Annotated in this window: 17 protein-coding genes; 2 read left to right on the top strand and 15 right to left on the bottom strand. The window is 72.0% G+C overall.

From position 1 onward, the window contains the following. Positions 1-281: 281 nt before the first annotated feature. The 6 genes from L3i22_RS34145 to L3i22_RS34120 all read right to left on the bottom strand — a co-directional run bounded on the left by L3i22_RS34145 (position 282) and on the right by L3i22_RS34120 (position 6,207). Positions 282-986, bottom strand: coding sequence for an ABC transporter ATP-binding protein (locus tag L3i22_RS34145; protein ID WP_221321611.1), 705 nt, complete (start codon positions 984-986; stop codon positions 282-284). Continuing rightward, entirely contained in the window at positions 979-1,710 is a 732-nt protein-coding gene (locus L3i22_RS34140) for an ABC transporter ATP-binding protein (RefSeq protein WP_221321610.1), read from the bottom strand. The genes L3i22_RS34145 and L3i22_RS34140 overlap by 8 nt, the downstream gene beginning before the upstream one ends. Continuing rightward, the gene (locus tag L3i22_RS34135; RefSeq protein WP_221321609.1) at positions 1,707-2,693 is read right to left on the bottom strand and encodes a branched-chain amino acid ABC transporter permease; all 987 of its coding nucleotides are present in this window, start codon (positions 2,691-2,693) and stop codon (positions 1,707-1,709) included. Before L3i22_RS34135 ends, L3i22_RS34140 begins: the two co-directional genes overlap by 4 nt. Next, positions 2,690-3,565, bottom strand: coding sequence for a branched-chain amino acid ABC transporter permease (locus tag L3i22_RS34130; protein ID WP_221321608.1), 876 nt, complete (start codon positions 3,563-3,565; stop codon positions 2,690-2,692). Before L3i22_RS34130 ends, L3i22_RS34135 begins: the two co-directional genes overlap by 4 nt. Before the next feature lie 6 nt (positions 3,566-3,571). Next, positions 3,572-4,843: an amino acid ABC transporter substrate-binding protein gene (locus L3i22_RS34125; RefSeq protein WP_221321607.1), complete on the bottom strand. Its 1,272-nt coding sequence runs from the start codon at positions 4,841-4,843 to the stop codon at positions 3,572-3,574. A 137-nt stretch (positions 4,844-4,980) separates the two neighbouring features. Further along, the gene (locus tag L3i22_RS34120; RefSeq protein WP_221321606.1) at positions 4,981-6,207 is read right to left on the bottom strand and encodes an MFS transporter; all 1,227 of its coding nucleotides are present in this window, start codon (positions 6,205-6,207) and stop codon (positions 4,981-4,983) included. Positions 6,208-6,304: 97 nt separating this feature from the next. Between L3i22_RS34120 and L3i22_RS34115 the strand changes: the two genes are divergently transcribed. Then, positions 6,305-6,949: a dihydrofolate reductase family protein gene (locus L3i22_RS34115; RefSeq protein WP_221321605.1), complete on the top strand. Its 645-nt coding sequence runs from the start codon at positions 6,305-6,307 to the stop codon at positions 6,947-6,949. Here L3i22_RS34115 and L3i22_RS34110 read toward each other — a convergent pair. Then, positions 6,946-7,749, bottom strand: a complete 804-nt coding sequence (locus tag L3i22_RS34110) for a MarR family winged helix-turn-helix transcriptional regulator (RefSeq protein WP_255657372.1) — start codon at positions 7,747-7,749, stop codon at positions 6,946-6,948. The genes L3i22_RS34115 and L3i22_RS34110 overlap by 4 nt on opposite strands. 160 nt (positions 7,750-7,909) lie before the next feature. Here L3i22_RS34110 and L3i22_RS34105 point away from each other — a divergent pair, with 160 nt between their 5' ends. After that, a complete protein-coding gene (locus L3i22_RS34105; protein WP_221321603.1) occupies positions 7,910-8,488 on the top strand; it encodes a GIY-YIG nuclease family protein in 579 nt (192 codons plus the stop codon). Between the two features lie 14 nt (positions 8,489-8,502). On the opposite strand, the gene L3i22_RS34100 is transcribed toward L3i22_RS34105, so the two are convergent. From L3i22_RS34100 to L3i22_RS34065, 8 genes are all read right to left on the bottom strand, one after another. Beyond that, complete coding sequence (locus tag L3i22_RS34100; RefSeq protein ID WP_221321602.1) at positions 8,503-9,024, bottom strand: DUF4262 domain-containing protein; 522 nt, start codon at positions 9,022-9,024, stop codon at positions 8,503-8,505. Between the two features lie 17 nt (positions 9,025-9,041). Further along, on the bottom strand, positions 9,042-9,869 hold the full coding sequence (locus L3i22_RS34095) for a hypothetical protein (RefSeq protein ID WP_221321601.1): 828 nt from the start codon (positions 9,867-9,869) through the stop codon (positions 9,042-9,044). Between the two features lie 40 nt (positions 9,870-9,909). Beyond that, positions 9,910-10,488: a permease-like cell division protein FtsX gene (locus L3i22_RS34090; RefSeq protein WP_221321600.1), complete on the bottom strand. Its 579-nt coding sequence runs from the start codon at positions 10,486-10,488 to the stop codon at positions 9,910-9,912. Positions 10,489-10,537: 49 nt separating this feature from the next. Then, on the bottom strand, positions 10,538-11,404 hold the full coding sequence (locus L3i22_RS34085; protein ID WP_221321599.1) for a helix-turn-helix domain-containing protein: 867 nt from the start codon (positions 11,402-11,404) through the stop codon (positions 10,538-10,540). Between the two features lie 66 nt (positions 11,405-11,470). Then, a complete protein-coding gene (locus L3i22_RS34080; RefSeq protein WP_221321598.1) occupies positions 11,471-12,916 on the bottom strand; it encodes a hypothetical protein in 1,446 nt (481 codons plus the stop codon). Between the two features lie 65 nt (positions 12,917-12,981). Next, positions 12,982-13,281 carry a hypothetical protein gene (locus tag L3i22_RS34075; protein ID WP_221321597.1) on the bottom strand — a complete coding sequence of 100 codons (300 nt, stop codon included), beginning with the start codon at positions 13,279-13,281 and terminating at the stop codon, positions 12,982-12,984. Between the two features lie 139 nt (positions 13,282-13,420). Beyond that, the gene (locus L3i22_RS34070) at positions 13,421-15,334 is read right to left on the bottom strand and encodes a hypothetical protein (RefSeq protein ID WP_221321596.1); all 1,914 of its coding nucleotides are present in this window, start codon (positions 15,332-15,334) and stop codon (positions 13,421-13,423) included. Further along, positions 15,322-15,627: a PadR family transcriptional regulator gene (locus L3i22_RS34065; RefSeq protein ID WP_370644264.1), complete on the bottom strand. Its 306-nt coding sequence runs from the start codon at positions 15,625-15,627 to the stop codon at positions 15,322-15,324. The genes L3i22_RS34070 and L3i22_RS34065 overlap by 13 nt, the downstream gene beginning before the upstream one ends. Positions 15,628-15,671: the final 44 nt, after the last annotated feature.

Raw genomic sequence — 15,671 nt, 5'->3', positions numbered from 1 at the left:
CAAGGGAAGACGCTGGGCTGATGCTCGCGACATCAGCCCAGCACGATCATCATCTCAGCTTTTCAGTCGTGGAAGATATCTCCATCAAACAACCTACCGGCGTTCTGTGCAAGCGCAGCATTTGATCGGGTGCTCGATCGGTGGATTCATTTTCGGTCTTCGGCCGGCGGTCGGACCTATCTGTTCACGATCCGAACGGTTGCCTTCGTCGCCTGCGGTAATCGTGATTCGATCACGCCGGCGACGGGTGATCGTTATCCGCCGATCCGGCCCGGCCGGGCTCAGATGCCGAGGTAAGCGGCGCGGACCGCCGGGTCGGCGAGCAGCTCGGCGCTGGTGCCGCGCAGCGAGACCGTGCCGGTCTCGACCACGTAGCCGCGGTCGGCCACCTCCAGCGCCCGGGCCAGGTTCTGCTCGACCAGCAGGATGGTCAGCCCGTCGGCGTGCAGGCGGCGGATGATGTCGAACATCTGGTCCACCACCATCGGGGCCAGGCCGAGGCTCGGCTCGTCCATCATCAGCAGCCGTGGCCGGCTCATCAGCGCCCGGCCGATCGCGACCATCTGCTGCTCGCCGCCGGACATGCTGCCGGCCAGCTGCCCGGAACGGTCCTTGAGCTTGGGGAACAGGTCGAAGACACGATCCAGGGCGACGGTCCGGACGGCTCGGGCGCCCCGGTCGTAGGCGCCCAGTTCCAGGTTCTCCAGGACGGTCATCTGCGGCCACAGCTCCCGGCCCTCGGGGACCAGGGCGATGCCCATGCCTGGCCGGCGATGGGCCGGGACCGTCAGCAGCGAGGAGCCCTCGAACAGCAGGTCACCGCGGGTCACCGGCCGGATGCCGGCGATCGCGCGCAGAGTCGTGGTCTTGCCGGCCCCGTTCGCGCCGAGCAGCGTGACCAGTTCGCCCGGTCCGACGGTGAGGCTGACGCCGTACAGGGCCTGGGCGTCGCCGTAGTGGACGTGGAGGTCCCGTACCTCAAGCATGTCGTCCGCTCCCGAGGTAGGCCTCGATGACGACCGGGTCGTTGGCGACCTCGCCGGGCGGGCCCTCGGCGATCTTGCGGCCGTGGTCCAGCACGACCACCCGGTCGGACAGGCTCATCACCGCGTGCATGACGTGCTCGATCATGATGATGGCGATGCCGCGGTCGCGGATCTCCCGGATCAGGCCGACGAACCGGTTGGCCTCGGCCGGGTTGAGCCCGGCCACCACCTCGTCGAGCAGCAGCACGCGCGGGCCGGTGGCCAGCGCCCGGGCCACCTCCAGCCGTTTGCGGCCGGCCAGCGTCAGCTCGGCCGGCAGCCGGTCGGCGGACCCACCCAGGCCGATCAGGTCGAGGATCTCCAGGGCCGCCGCGCGCGGGTCGCGCGGGGGTCCGCCGGGCCGGCCGAAGTGGTGCCCGACCAGCACGTTCTCCAGCACGGTGAGGCGGGCGAAGGGCCGGACGAGCTGGTGGGTCCGGCAGATGCCGTGGTGCACCGCCCGGTGCGCGGCCCGGCCGCTGACCGGCCGGCCGTCGAGCAGCACCCGGCCGCCGGTCGGCCGGATCGAGCCGGCGGCGACCGAGAACAGGGTGGTCTTGCCGGCGCCGTTCGGTCCGATCAGACCGAGGATCTCGCCCTCGTCCAGGTGGAAGTCGACCTCGTCGACGGCGCGCAGGCCGCCGAAGTGCCGGCTGACCGACTCGCCCACCAGCAGCGCGCTCACGTGGTGCTCCGGGCCGCCGCCGGGACCAGCCGGCGCAGCCGCCGGGCCAGCCCGGTCAGCCCGAGCGGCTCGAACAGGATGATCAGGATCAGCAGGCCGCCGTACAGCCCGAGGTACAGGTCGGAGTAGTTGGCCAGCAGGAACTCCTGGATGATCACGAAGACCACGGCGCCCCAGACCGGCCCGAGGATCGTGCCGATGCCGCCGATCGCGGCCATCAGGATGAGCCCGATCGAACGGTCGAAGCTGAACATGTCCTGCGGGTCGATGAAGGCCTGGTAGGAGGCGTAGAAGCCGCCGCAGACGCCGACCATCGCGCCGGACAGGAACAGCACCAGGTCCTGGTGCAGCGTCGGGTTGACGCCCAGGTCCCCGGCCGCCTCGACGTCCTCCTTGATGGCCTGCAGGCCCAGCCCGATCCGGGAACGGCGCAGCCAGTAGGAGATCGCCACCGCCACCGCGAGCAGGTACAACCCGTACCAGTAGAGCTCGTATTTGGTGGGGTTGGTGGCCAGCGGCAGGGACAGGCCGGAGGACCCGCCGGTGAAGTCCGACCAGTAGGTGGCGATCAGGCGGGTGGCCTCGCCGACGCCGATCGTGGCGATCGAGAAGTACGGTCCGCGCAGCCGCAGCGTCGGGTGCCCCCAGAGCAGCGCGTAGCCGCCGGCGACCAGGCCGCCCAGCAGCCAGGCCAGGGCGAACGGCAGGTGCAGGGCGGGCATCGCCCGGGCCGCGACGAACCCGCCGACGCCGAACATCGCCGCGTGCCCGAAGCTGATCTGCCCGACGAAGCCGCCCAGCCAGTTCCAGGCCAGCGCGGCCGCCATGAACATGAAGGTGAGGCCGACCAGATCGTGGGTGTAGTCGCTGACCGGCAGCACCAGCGGCGCGACGTAGAGCAGCACGATGACCAGCCCGAACAGGAGCAGAGCGCGGCGGCTCAGCCACGGCGGCCAGCGCACCGGGAGACCGGCTGGCTTCACCGCAGGACCCGCTGGCCGAACAGGCCGCCCGGCCGCAGCACCAGCACCAGCACGAGCAGCACGAACCCGACCGCGGAGGTCAGGTACGGCGGCACGGCGTAGACCGCGAACACCTCGGCGAACGCCAGCACCAGGGCGCCCAGCGCGATCCCGACGATGCTGCCGAGCCCGCCCAGCACGATGATGACGAAGCTCTTGAGCAGCTCACTCGCGCCGAACGACGGGGTGAAGGCGAACAGCGTCGACGCCAGCACCCCGGCCAGGCCGGCCAGCGCGGTGCCCAGCCCGAAGGTGAGCACGTAGATCCGCTCCACGTTGACGCCGGCCAGCGTGCAGCTGTCCGGGTTCTGCGCCACGGCCCGGATCGCCTTCCCCAGGTAGGTGCGGGTCAGCAGCAGGTGCAGGGCGAGCAGCGCGACCACCGCGACCGCGAACACCGCGATCCGGGCCACCGAGAAGCTCCCGCCGGCCAGCCGCAGCGAGGAGGTCGCGTACGAGGTGTGGATGACCTGCTCGTTGCCGGTGAACAGCAGGTAGGCCACGTTCCGGATGACCAGCCACAGCCCGAACAGCAGCAGCAGCGACGGCACCGCCCCGGCCGGGCCGCGCGGCAGGAACCGGACCAGGCCCAGGTAGATGCCGGCGCCGACGCCGAAGAACACCACCAGCGCGAGCGGAATGGCCAGGAACGGGTCGAGGCCCAGCCGGTCGAACAGCTGCCAGGTCAGGTACGCCGAGGCCATGATGATGCCGCCGTGGGCCAGGTTCACGATCCGCAGCACCCCGTAGATCAGACCCAGGCCGTACGCCATGGCCGCGTAGAACCCGGCGAGCAGCACCGCGGAGATCGCCAGGACGACGACTTCGCCCATGCCCGGTCAGCCCTTGCAGTTCGGATTCGGAGCGACGCCCTTGCCGGTCGCGACCTGCGCCGGGTAGATGATCGGGGACGTCCCGTCCGGCAGGTTCTGCTGCACCACGAACGGGTAGTCGGCCTGGCCGCCCTTGGCCGCCGGGTAGCTGAGCTTGCCGCCGGGCAGGATCGAGTCCATGTCCAGCGCGGACAGTTTCTGCCGGATCTGCTCCTTGTCGACCGAGCCGGCCTGGCCGATCGCGGTGAACAGCGAGCGGGCCGCCTCGTAGCCCAACGCCTGGTACCACTCCGGGTCGGCGCCGTACTTGGCCTTGTACTTCTCGACGAACTCCTTGTTGAGCCCGGCGTTGCCCAGCTGCTTGTTCCACCAGACCGCGGACAGGATGTAGTTGACGCCGGCCTGACCGAGCGCGGCCTTGGCGTCGGACTCGGTGCCCCGCGCCCCGTACGTGATGACCTTGTTGCACATCCCGGAGCTCAGGTACTGCCGCTGCATGGTGATGAAGTCCGGCAGGTGCGCGTCGACCATGAACAGGTCCGGGCTCGCGGTGCGGACCTTGCTCAGGATCGCCGAGAAGTCCTTGCCGTCCAGGGCGAACGACTCGTCGGTGACGATCTGGTAGCCGGCGCTGTGCGCGGCCACGAAGTCCTTGATGCCCTTGCGGAAGTCCTGCCCGTGCGAGGAGTTCTCCCAGACGATGGCGAGCTTAGCGGGCTTGGGCAGGCTGCCGGCGGCCTGCTGTGTGTCGATCCAACTCATCTCGGCGCCGGCCAGGTTGGCCACCGGCGCCAGGGTGCCGAAGACCCACTGGTAGCCCTTGGCATAGATCGAGGTCGCGGCACCGCCGCCGGTCACGTACGGAATCTTGTTCTGCTCGGCGACCGTGCTCTGCGCCTCGACCAGCGACGTCGAGTAGGTGCCCAGGAACGCGTTCACCTTGTCCTGGGTGATCAGTCGCTGCGCGAGATTGACCGCTTTGGCCTGGTCGGTGGTGTCGTCGAGCAGCTTGAGCTCGACCGGCACCTTCTTACCGCCCAGGTCGATGCCGCCGTCCGCGTTCGCCAGCTCGAAGGCCAGGTCGAAGCCCTGCTTGAAGCGGGCGCCGGTCTTCGACTCGGTGCCGGTGAGCGGCAGCGTCGAACCGATGACGATCTTGTCGACCGTACCGGAGGAATTGTTGTCGTGGTTGGTGTCGCGGCTCGGAACGCAGCCGGTGAGCAGGACGGCGGTCAGGCCGAGGGCCAGCGGAAGACGGTGAGCGGAGAAGGGGGGCACCGCGATTCCTTTCCGAACACGTAGTGCATCGGACCTGGACGGGGCGGCTCAGATGTGGTTTCCAGGTCACTTTGACGATTCATGACCATGAATGTCAAGCAGCACTTATATGCCCGATGGCGCGGTGCCCGGCCCGTTCAGGAGGCGACCAGCACCGCGGGCGTCTCTGTCGTCTTTCGGCGCGGCTGCAGGACGCCGGCCAGGGCGATCACGAGCAGGCCGGCGATCGGCACGACCAGCAGGCCGGCGCGCAGTCCGCTGTGGTCGGCGACCGCGCCGACCACCGGCGGCGAGAGCAGGAAACCCAGCCGCATCAGCCAGGAGACCACGGTCAGGCCGGTGCCGGGCTTGAGGCCGGGCAGCTCGTCGGCCTCGTGCATCGCGGCGGGCACCAGCGTGGCGACCCCGAAACCGGCGGCGGCGAACCCGAGGATCGTGCCCGGCACGCTCGGGAAGGCCAGCGCGATGCCCATGCCGGCCGCGACGATCACGCCGCCGGCGCGGGCCACCGTCCGCTGGCCGAAGCGGTCGACCAGCCGGTCACCGATGGTCCGGCCGACGAACTGCGCACCGACCAGCGCGATGTAACCCCAGGCGGCGACCGCGGCGGCGGAGTGCAGCGAGCCGGACAGGTACAGCGCGGCCCAGGAGCTGCCGGCGTCCTCGACCAGGGCGCCGCCGATCGCGATCACCACGAGCGCGCCGATCGTCAGCCAGATCCGGGCGCCGGCCCGGCTCGCCGGACGCTCGCCGGCGACCTGCTCCTCGACCGGCTCGGTGTCCGGGCCGGGCAGCGCGAGCCGCAGCGCGGCCAGGGCGACGATCACGAACAGCAGACCGGAAACCCCGAGATGTACGCCGAGGGGCAGGTCCAGGGCGATCGCGCCGGCCGCCATCGCGCCGCCGGTGACCGCGCCGATCGACCAGATCGCGTGGAACGAGTTGATGATCGAGCGGCCGTAGCGGCGCTGCACCCGCAGGCCGTGCGCGTTCTGCGCCACGTCGGTGATCGCGTCCATCGCGCCGGCCAGGAACAGCGCGAGCGCGAACAGCGCGGCGACCGGGGCCAGGCCGGCGGCCAGGACGCCGGCGCCGGTCAGCACGGTCCCGGCGACGGCGACCCGGGCCGAGCTGAACCGGCGGATCAGCAGGCCCGCGGCCATCCCGGCGACGATCGCCCCGGTCGGGAACGCGGCGACGGACAGGCCGTAGGCGGCGTTGCTGAGTCCCAGGTCGGCCTTGATCTGCGGATAGCGGGGGATCAGGTTCGCGAACAGCGCCCCGTTGGTGAAGAACATCGCGGCCACCGCGAGACGCGCGCGGCGGGCGGCGCGATCCGGTGCGGGGTGGGTCTGGGAGCTCATGCGTACGAGCGTACACAAGCGGTATGTACGCCCGTACATATGAATGGTTGGTGTCTTGCCTCACACGGAGGTGCGGCCCTGGATCTAGGGTGGGGCCATGTCGAAGGTACGGGTGCACAACCTCGCGGTCTCGCTGGACGGCTTCGCCACCGGGGAGGGGCAGAGCCTGGAAGCGCCGTTCGGGCACGCGGGCGTGCGGCTCATGGAGTGGTTCTTCGAGACCCGCGCGTTCCGGTCGATGAACGGCAAGGACGGCGGGAGCGAGGGCGTCGACAACGCGTTCGCCGCCGCGTGGGGGCCGGGCATCGGCGCCGAGATCATGGGGCGCAACAAGTTCGGGCCGCAGCGCGGCGCGTGGGCGGACGAGACGTGGCAGGGCTGGTGGGGGGACAACCCGCCGTTCCACACCCCGGTCTTCGTGCTGACCCATCACCCGCGGCCGGCGCTGACGCTGGCGGGCGGCAACTCCTTCCACTTCCTCGACGCGAGCCCGGCCGAGGCGCTCGCCGCGGCGCGGGCGGCGGCCGGCGGCCTGGACGTGCGGATCGGCGGCGGCCCGAGCACGGTCCGCCAGTTCCTCGACGCCGACCTGGTCGACCACCTGCACGTGGTGCTGGTGCCGATCGTGCTGGGCCGGGGCGTGCGGCTGTGGGACGGCCTGGAGAGCCTCGAGGAGCGGTTCACGGTCGAGGCGGTGACCACCCCGAGCGGCGTCACCCACCTGACCTTCACCCGGCGTTAGGGCGTGTGGCTGTTGGCGGCGTTCACCGCGGCGGCGATCGGCTCCAGGCCGGCGATCAGCTCGTCGAGCTCGTCCGGGCTGAGCACGTCGTAGGCCGGCGCCGCCAACTCGTCGGTGACGGTCTCGATCCGCTCCCGGAGCCGGCGGCCGGCGTCGGTGAACCCGCCCTCGGCAGTCACCAGGCCGCGGGCACGCAGCCCGTCGACCACCGCGGCCAGCCGCGGCCGGGGCAGGTGATGGACCCGGCCGAACTCCTCGGCCCGCATCCCCATCGAGAGCGCGAGCAGGACGTGCGCCTCGGTCCCGCCGATGCCGTGGGCGACGAGCGCGGCGTTGTGGCCGTCGCCGCGGTGCTCGCGCAGCAGCGTGGCCGCGTGCCAGAGCCGGGCGACCGGCTCCTCGGGCAGGGCGAGCGCCCGGAGCCCGGCGTACAGCGGCCGGCCGACGGTCGGCGCGCTGACTCCGGCCCGGGTCGCGAGGTCGGTGATCCGGGTCAGGTCGAGCGAGTCGACGAGTGGGCCCATCCACTGGCGCAGCGCGGCGGAACTGCCCTGTTGCCGTACCGTAAGCGCTTCCTGGGGTGTGATCTTCCCCCAGACCCACGGGATGTGGCGGGCCACCTCGCCGTCGGCGAAGTTGTAGAAGACCGCGTGGACCACCTCGGCCGGGGCCAGACCCAGCGGCGCGGCCCGGCCGGCGAAGTAGCCGTCCCAGTAGTTGCGCATGCCGACGGCGAGGAAGGCCTCGTTCGGGACGTCGGAGAAGGTGACCGCCCCGATCGGCTCGACGAGCTCGAACATCCGGTGGATCCTGGCTTGCGGGTGCGACATCGGTCGATCTCCCCTGTGCTCGTGGCGGCGCCCCTGACGGACACCGTTCACCCGGGCAACGAACCGCGCCACCCGGATCCGACAACTCCGGCCGAATTTCTTCCCGGCGGTCGGCCTAGCATGGGGCGCGATGACGACTTCTGCGATGCGACCCGATGACCACCTCTCCGACGACGACTGGGACCGGGCGGACGATGCGCAGCATCTGCTGTTCGGTGCGCCGTTCGCGCTCGACGTCGCCGCCAAGCGACTCGGCCGGGGCGGTGGGGTCTACGCGTGGTGGGCCGCTCCGTCGGTCCTTCCCGAGCTGACCGGGGAGCCGAACGACGTCGACCCGGGGCTGCGGCTGCTGTACCTCGGCCGGGCCGGCAACCTGCGCGGCCGGATCCTGCGCAACCATCTGCGGCGGTCGGGGAGCTCGACCCTGCGTCGTACGCTGGCCGGTCTTCTGGTCTCCGAGAAGTATCGGACGACCTGGACCGACCGGGTCGTGCTGGTGCCCGAGGACGAGACGCGGCTGACCGCGTGGATGCACGCGAACCTGCGACTGACCTGGGCCGAGGAGCCGGAGCCGGACAACGTCGAGGCCGCGCTGGTCCGGCGTCTGCACCCGCCGCTGAACGTCTCCGGCGTCGACCCCGAACACGTCCGGCCGGCGGTCGTCGCGGCGAAGAACGCCTACAACGCCTCCGCCGCCCCGGCGGCCTGACGGATCCGGCCGGCTCAGACGTCCTGGGTCCAGACGCCCTGTGGGTGCTCGCCGGGCGCGAGCCACAGGTGCGGCTGGGCGAGGCTGCCGGTCTCCTCGGGGAACTTTCCGTCCCGGTCCGGCCAGAGGACCTCGAGGAACGGGATCGGCGGCTGCCGGTAGAACCACATGGCGTGCCCGAAGAAGGCCCGGAACCAGGCCGGCTCGACGGTCCGGAGGCGAACCGGGTAGCCGTTGATCACGTCGTCGTGGTCCTGGCCGTCGGCGAGGTCGTCCCGCTTGCCGAGGATGTTCAGGCAGGACTGCATGGTGGTCAGGTCGAGCCCGAACATGACCAGCTCCGGGCCGCCCCGGCTGTGCCAGCGGCCGATCGTGTACGACCAGCCCGGCCCCTTCTCGTCGGCCGGGACACCGGTGACGCTCCAGCCGAACTTCTCCACGTTACCGATCACGCCATGGTCGGCCGCGTCGTACTCGTCGCGATCGCCGTAGTCCTGGCACAGCACACAGCGGCAGATCCGCGAGGTCTCGAACACGCACAGAGCGTATGTGATCACCGCGGCGTGCCGACCGGCGGCCGGTCCGGTGCGCGACCGGTCCGGCGGACCGCGTACAGGGCGAGGGCGGCCGCCACGACCAGCGGCGCGCCGTCCCGGATCAGCCCGTCGAGACCCAGCAGGATGCCGCACAGCGGGAGGTCGAAGGCCAGCACGGCCAGCGTGATCGAGGTCAGCGCGGTCCGCGCGCGGTGGCTGCCCCGGCGCAGGAAGAAGGCACACAGCAGGGCGGCGTAGCTCACCGCGATCCCGGCCAGGACCCAGAGCAGCACGGCCAGCACCCACTCCTGACGATGACGCAGCGTGCCGGCCGCGGTCAGGGCCGGGACCAGCATCAACGGGCTGTAACTGAACGAGGCCAGGCGGGCGGTCAGCACCCACGGGTCGCCGGGCGGGGCGTCCTGCAGGCTCAGGCCCTCGCGGGTCAGGACCGGGCGGCGCGACCGGCGGCTCAGGTGGGCGTCGACGGCCGGGTGGCGGTAGAGCAGCACGACGACGGTCACGCAGAGCACGGTGAGCACGCCGAAGCCGATCAGGCCGGGCAGCGGTGGGCGGCCGGACGCCGGGACGATCAGGCGGCCGACGGCGAACAGCGTGGTCATGGCCAGGATCAGGCTCAACGGCTTGGCGGTGGCGCGCGCCCGCCGGACCTGGGCCATCAAGACCAACCACCCGAGGGTACGGGCGAGAGCCCAGGCCGTCCGCACCGCGAATCCGGTGCCGTGGTCCGGCGCGTACCGGAAGGCGAGGAGCTCGACCACGACGGTGGCCGCGGCCGTGGCGATCAGCAGGCCGGTGAGGACGCGGACCGGGCGGGGAGTCATGGCCACCGCCTTACCCGGCCCGCGCCTCCGCCACGCGGTGCTACGGGTTCGCGTACTCGGCCTGGCAGGTGACGGTGGCGACGTATTCGTGCACGAGGTTCTGGACCACCTGGACCTTGTCGACGCCCGGCATGTGCCGCACCTTCGTGTAGCCGGCGCAGTCGAACAGATAGCCCTTGGTCTCCAGGCTGAACGATTCGGGCAGGTCCGCCGAGGTGACGCCGGTCAACACGTCCTCGTGACCCTTGGCGATCTCCTGGAACCGCTGCCAGGCCTTCTCGTGGTCGGTGAAGGTGACCTCGCCGATCGGGTCGAAGGCCGGAAGCGCCGCCTCGACCGCGGCTTTCTGCTCGGCCGTGGCGTCGGTCTTGAGGTAGACGTTGACGGTGAACCGGTGCTCCGGCCGGCCCGGCAGGCCGGTGACCAGGAAGACGCCGGTCGCTGCGGCGGCGCCGATCAGCATCGACGCCGCGACCACGGCGAAGATGTACAGGAACTGCCGGCGGCGGGGCGCCTTCTCGGGGGCCGGCACGGCCGGTTCCGCAAGGGATTCGGCGTGTTCCGGAAGGGATTCGGCGTGTTCCGGAACTGCGTCGGCATAGTCGTCGCTGATTGTCACGGCTGGCGACGTTAGCATCCGGCCGGCCGGCGCCTGCTCCTCCGCTGCCTCAGTGTGTCTGTGACGGGGCGCTCGTGGCGGCCCAGGAGGCGAGCAGCGCGAGGGCCTGCGCGGACGGCGACGCCGGCTCGGCGGCATAGATGGTCAGCGTCAGATCCGGGTCGGCGCGCAGGTCCATGCTCTCGTAGGCCAGCTCGAGGTGGCCGACCACGTGATGATGGAACGTCTTGACGCCGGTCCCGTGGATCCGCACGTTGTGCGCGCCCCAGCGCCGGCGGAAGTCGTCGCTGCGGGTGGAGAGCTCGCCGACCAGGTCGTGCAGGCCCTTGTCGTGCGGGTCCTTGCCGGCGGCGGTGCGCAGGTTCGCCACCAGCATCTCGGCGGCCAGGTTCCAGTCCGGGTAGAAGTGGTGCGCCGCGCTGTCCAGGAACGTGAACCGGCCGAAGTTCGGCGCGCCCTCGGCCGACGCGTAGATGTCGCTGTACATCGCCCGGCCCAGATGGTTGGCGGCGACCAGGTCCTGCCGGTTGTTGGCCAGGATCGCCGGGCTGGTGATCGTGTCGAGCGACCACTGCAGGCTCGGCCGCACGGTCCACTGCCGCGGCCGCCGGACCGGGCGGATCAGGTTGTCGCTGCCGTTGGCCGCGTGCGCCAGCCGCAGCAGGTGGGCGCGTTCGGCGGTGTCGAGCTGCAGGGCGCGGGCGATGGCGTCGAGCACCCCGGCGGAGACCCCGGCCAGCTGACCGCGTTCGAGCTTGGCGTAGTACTCGACACTCATGCCGGCCAGCGCGGCGACCTCGCTGCGGCGCAGCCCGGGCACGCGGCGCTGCCCGACCGCGGGAATCCCGGCACGCTCCGGGCTGATCTTGGCGCGGCGGGTGGTCAGGAAGTCCCGCACCTCGGCTCGGTTGTCCACGCTCGTGACGGTACGGCCCGCCACCGCCCGATGCGATGCACTGCTGGTACACCCCATGGCCGACGGTCACCACCGCTCGGTCAGCTCCCGGGTCACCTCGGCGGCGTCGAAACGGGCCGGATCGAAGCCGGCGGCGGATTTCAGACCGAGCCAGTCCAGCCGATCCGCATGATCGGGGTGACCGGGATCGCTCAGAACCTGCATGAGCTGCTGGTATCCCCAGATGCCGCCGCAGTCGTCCGGTGGGGCGGCACGCCGGCCGCCGGTGCATCGCGGGTAGGCCACCTCCTGACGGTCGAGCAGCTTCTCGACGACGATCTCGTGGTCCCAGTCGTCACCGAAGTCGTACAGGTACCGCACCTTGGCGCCGGCCCCGGGCGCGACCTGCTCCAGGGTGACCGGCCGCTCGGAGCGGTACCCCAGCTCCGGGTCGGCGACCCCGAAGACGCCGTACGGCGTCTCGAAGACGTGCAGATGGCTGTCCGTCCAGCCGAACGCCGTCTGGAGGATCTCGTGCACCTCGGTCAGGCCGGTGTCGCCGGGCAGTTCCAGGCGCCGCCAGATCGGCGGTCTCGCGCCGAGCAGGGTTACCTTGACCTGGTAGATCGGGGCGGGGCCGGCGGATTTCGTCCGCTTCGCCGGCAGCTTCGGCGCCGCCGCGGCGGCCCGGCGCCCGCCGGCGACCGGCCCGAGCAACTCCGCCACGGATGGCTGACCGCCCTCGGCGTGCGGGGCCGGCGGCCGGGGCGGCGCGGGCAGCGCGCGCATCCGGGCGCGGAGCAGGGCGGCGAGCGTCTGATAACCGGGCCCGTTCTCGGTGTCGAGGTCATCCGGGTCGAGCTCGCCGTCCTCGCGATCGTGGACCGCGCGGGCGTCCAGCGCCCGTTCGACCTGCCGGCGAAGTTCGGCCGGATCCAGCTCCTCGATGGTCAGCGCCGCGCCCGAACGGCGGGCATCCTTCTTGATCATGCGGGTGAGGTCGGCCAGCATGTCGCCGGGGACCAGGATGAGGTCCGCCGCCGCGTGACAGTCGAGATCGTCGACGTAGACGACGAACCCGTGCGAGCGCCCGGCGCGGTCGAAGGCGCACAGCAGCATCGAGGTCTCGCCGGTCGGGTCGCTGTACCGGCGGCAGACGGTCGGCGTCACCGGCTCGGACAACTCGGTCACCCAGGCCGGCGCCGGCACCCCGGCCGCCCGCAGCCGGCCGACCGCGTCCGCGGTGCGCGCGCTGCCGCTCATCGCGTCGATCGCGACGAGCAGGGCGAGCGACTCCGGAGCGGGCGACTGCTCCAGCGCCGGGACGATGGTCTCCAGCAGCGCCTCCCGGAAGTCCGCGCCGGCCGCCTCGTCCACGGCCAGGATGCTCGCGCCGAGCAGCTCGGCCTCGACCGGATCCTCGGCGGTGAGCAGCTCGGCGCCGATCGCGGCCAGGTCGTTCAGGATCGCGATGGGGTCGACGTCCTGCTCCGAGCACTCCGGACAGTCGCACGGCTCCGGGGCGGCGGCCACCGTCCGCAGGACACGTTGCTCACTCCGGCGAGACTTCGCTCTCTTCCGGCCGCGACTCACGGGACTCATCCGGCCATTTTGCCGCACGCCCGCAGCCCGCCCCGGCGCCCCTCACCCGTCCGAGTCGCCCCGGAACGGCGCCCCGCCGCGATCCTCCAGGGTTCCTGGCCGCGACGATCTGGCCCGGCTACCCGGCCGGCCCGGCGGCGAAGCTGTGCGCGGGCGAGATCGCGGCCCCGGACAGCCGCGGCGAACAGGCTGCGGCGAAACGTGCCTTCCCAACGGGGCTCGGGGCGCAGACGCACCTCGAGGTCGGCGCTCATCGCGTTGATCTCATCCAGAACCCGCAGGTCGGTGGTGTTCAACGCCGGCATCGCGTACCGCAAGCGTCCATGTAAGCACGTGCGATTCAAGATCAACAGCCTGCTGCCGTACGGCGTGAAGAACGTGCCCGCCGTGCCCCGCCGGAGGTGTCGCTCCGGCGGGGCACGGCGTCCGGCGGGGTCAGGAGCCCTGGAAGACCCGGCGTAGGAACGGCTCGACGCGGGTGGCCGGGGCGGTGGACCGCGACGCCTCCGGCCGGGGTGCCGGGCTCAGGGCCAGTGGCCGCAGCAATCGCCCGACGACCAGGCCGACCAGCACCGCGACCAGTGCGGTGACGATGTCCTCGTCGGCGCCGTTGATCGGGGGACTGCCGGCCAGCATGGTGAGCAGGCCGCCGATCGGCAGCGCGATCGACACGTAGATCAGTGGCACCATCAGCACCGGGACGGCCACCGCGGCGACGGCGGCCGCCGCCGGGTAGCGCAACCAGTGCCGTGCGGTGCGCGGCCGCGGCCCGGCCAGCACCACGACGGTGAGCAGGATCAGCACCAGGAACAGCAGGATCCCGTAGAGCCGGCCGTCGGTCGGCTGCGGACTGCGCAGGCGCAGCAGCCACGGGCCGGTCGCCGCGAGTACCCCGGCCGGCACCGCCGCGAGGACCCGCCGGCGGCTGACCGGGCCGGCCGCGCGGACCGCCGCGATCACGGCGATCACCGCCAGCAGCGAGCCGGCTGCCGCGCTGCCCAGGTTCAGCCCGGTCTCGACGTCGGTCGGCGACTCGGTCCCGGTCGTCGTGCCGGACAGCACGGCGGCGACGACCGCCACGGTCAGCAGCACCGGCGGGCGCGGCGCGAGTGCGGCGGTACCAGCGACGACGCAGGCGGCGACGGCCGCCAGGGCCGCGACGACGGCGAGTACGACGGTGGCCCCGGGGCCCGCGTTCAGCCGGTCGACCAGGAGGTCGGCGGCCAGCCCCGCGACGCCACCGAGCAGCACCCCGCGGGTCGCCCGCCGGTCACCGCGCACCTGGACGAGCAGCACCAGCACGATCGCGATCAGCGCGCCCCAGCGCAGCTCGCGGGCCCAGTACGTGTTGTTCTCGCCGGTGGCGTCCGGGCCGGTCGGCTCGCTCAACGGCTGCCACACTGTCATGCCGATCGCCCACACCACCGCGGAGGCCGCCGCCAGCATCGCCAGCAGCACCCGCTCCACGGTGAACCGGGCCGGGGCGGTGGAGTGGGTGGCCGGAACGTCCTGCGGGAGCTCGTACTCGACCGGCATCGACCAGCGGCGCACCACCGCCCGGCCGAACACCACCGCGCACACCGTCCAGGGCAGCAGGAACAGCGCGATCTCGGCCATCCCGGCGACCAGGTAGACCGACAGGTCCGGGATCCCCTGCAGGATCAGGCCCGCGGCCGGCAGCGCCGCGGCGAACGGGATCCCGGCCAGCGACCAGAGCCGGGCGCCCCGGATGCCGGCGACCACCAGCAGGCCGGTCGCCACCGCCCAGCCCACGGCGATCACCAGGCCGGCCGGGAACAGCGAGTCGGTCTGCACGGCCAGCACGAACGGGATCGGCACGGCCAGCGGCAGGACCACCGTGGCGGCGACGCCCAGGCTGCCGGTCGGACCGGGTTCCGGCGCCGCGCGCAGCCCGGCCCACCGGCCGACCAGGACCGCGTAGACCGTGATCACCGCGGCGGTGACCAGGGCGGCCAGCGTGCGCCCGAGCAGCCACTGGACGTCGTCGGTGAAGTCGAAGTCGATCAGGCTGTTCGCCATCGACCGCACGACCAGCGCGAGTCCGTAGCCGAAGGCGCCGGCCAGCGCCACCCGGGTCACCGTCCGCAGCGTCGCCCCGGCCCGCATCCACTCCCACCGGCCGCGCGGCGCCCCGCTCTCGTCGACGGTCAGCGGCGTGACGGCGAGACTGAGCGCGAAGGCCAGCCGTTGCCAGGCGGTGCCGTTGCGCTGCCGGAGCATGCCGATCTCGGCCGCCCACTCGCGGGCCATGTCGTCGCGGATGTCGGCCGGCCAGCGCCGGGCGGCCGCCCGCAGGCAGGCCGCGATCAGCCGGTCTACGACGCCCATGTCGGCTTCACCCGCACAGCCTGGCCAGGCGCGGAGGTGCGCTGCCGGTAGGCGGCGAGCTCGGTCCGGGCGGTCACCAGGCCGTCCGCGCTGAGCTGGTACCAGCGCCGGGCCGGTCGGCCGGCGACGGCCGGGTCGATGTCCTCCCAGTGCGTGCTGAGCCAGCCGGCGTGCTGCAGCCGGCTGAGGATCGGGTAGACGGTGCCGCTGGGGTAGCCGGTCGCCTGCATGATGTCGAGGCCGTACCGTTCGGCCGCTGGATCGACGAGGAACGCCTCCAGCACACCTGCCACGGCGGCCGTCATACGAGGGGATGACGCCATGGCTCGATACGCTA

It is taken from the genome of Actinoplanes sp. L3-i22 (genome assembly GCF_019704555.1).
GTDB lineage: Bacteria > Actinomycetota > Actinomycetes > Mycobacteriales > Micromonosporaceae > Actinoplanes.
The sequence above is the reverse complement of the archived record's forward strand: the minus strand, read 5'-3'. Positions and strand labels throughout refer to the sequence as shown.

Coding starts and splice junctions, on each gene's coding strand:
- L3i22_RS34145 (WP_221321611.1), bottom strand. CDS start 986: ATGCTTGAGGTACGGGACCTCCACGTCCACTACGGCGACGCCCAGGCC.
- L3i22_RS34130 (WP_221321608.1), bottom strand. CDS start 3,565: ATGGGCGAAGTCGTCGTCCTGGCGATCTCCGCGGTGCTGCTCGCCGGG.
- L3i22_RS34120 (WP_221321606.1), bottom strand. CDS start 6,207: ATGAGCTCCCAGACCCACCCCGCACCGGATCGCGCCGCCCGCCGCGCG.
- L3i22_RS34115 (WP_221321605.1), top strand. CDS start 6,305: ATGTCGAAGGTACGGGTGCACAACCTCGCGGTCTCGCTGGACGGCTTC.
- L3i22_RS34110 (WP_255657372.1), bottom strand. CDS start 7,749: ATGTTCGAGCTCGTCGAGCCGATCGGGGCGGTCACCTTCTCCGACGTC.
- L3i22_RS34105 (WP_221321603.1), top strand. CDS start 7,910: ATGACGACTTCTGCGATGCGACCCGATGACCACCTCTCCGACGACGAC.
- L3i22_RS34095 (WP_221321601.1), bottom strand. CDS start 9,869: ATGACTCCCCGCCCGGTCCGCGTCCTCACCGGCCTGCTGATCGCCACG.
- L3i22_RS34070 (WP_221321596.1), bottom strand. CDS start 15,334: ATGGGCGTCGTAGACCGGCTGATCGCGGCCTGCCTGCGGGCGGCCGCC.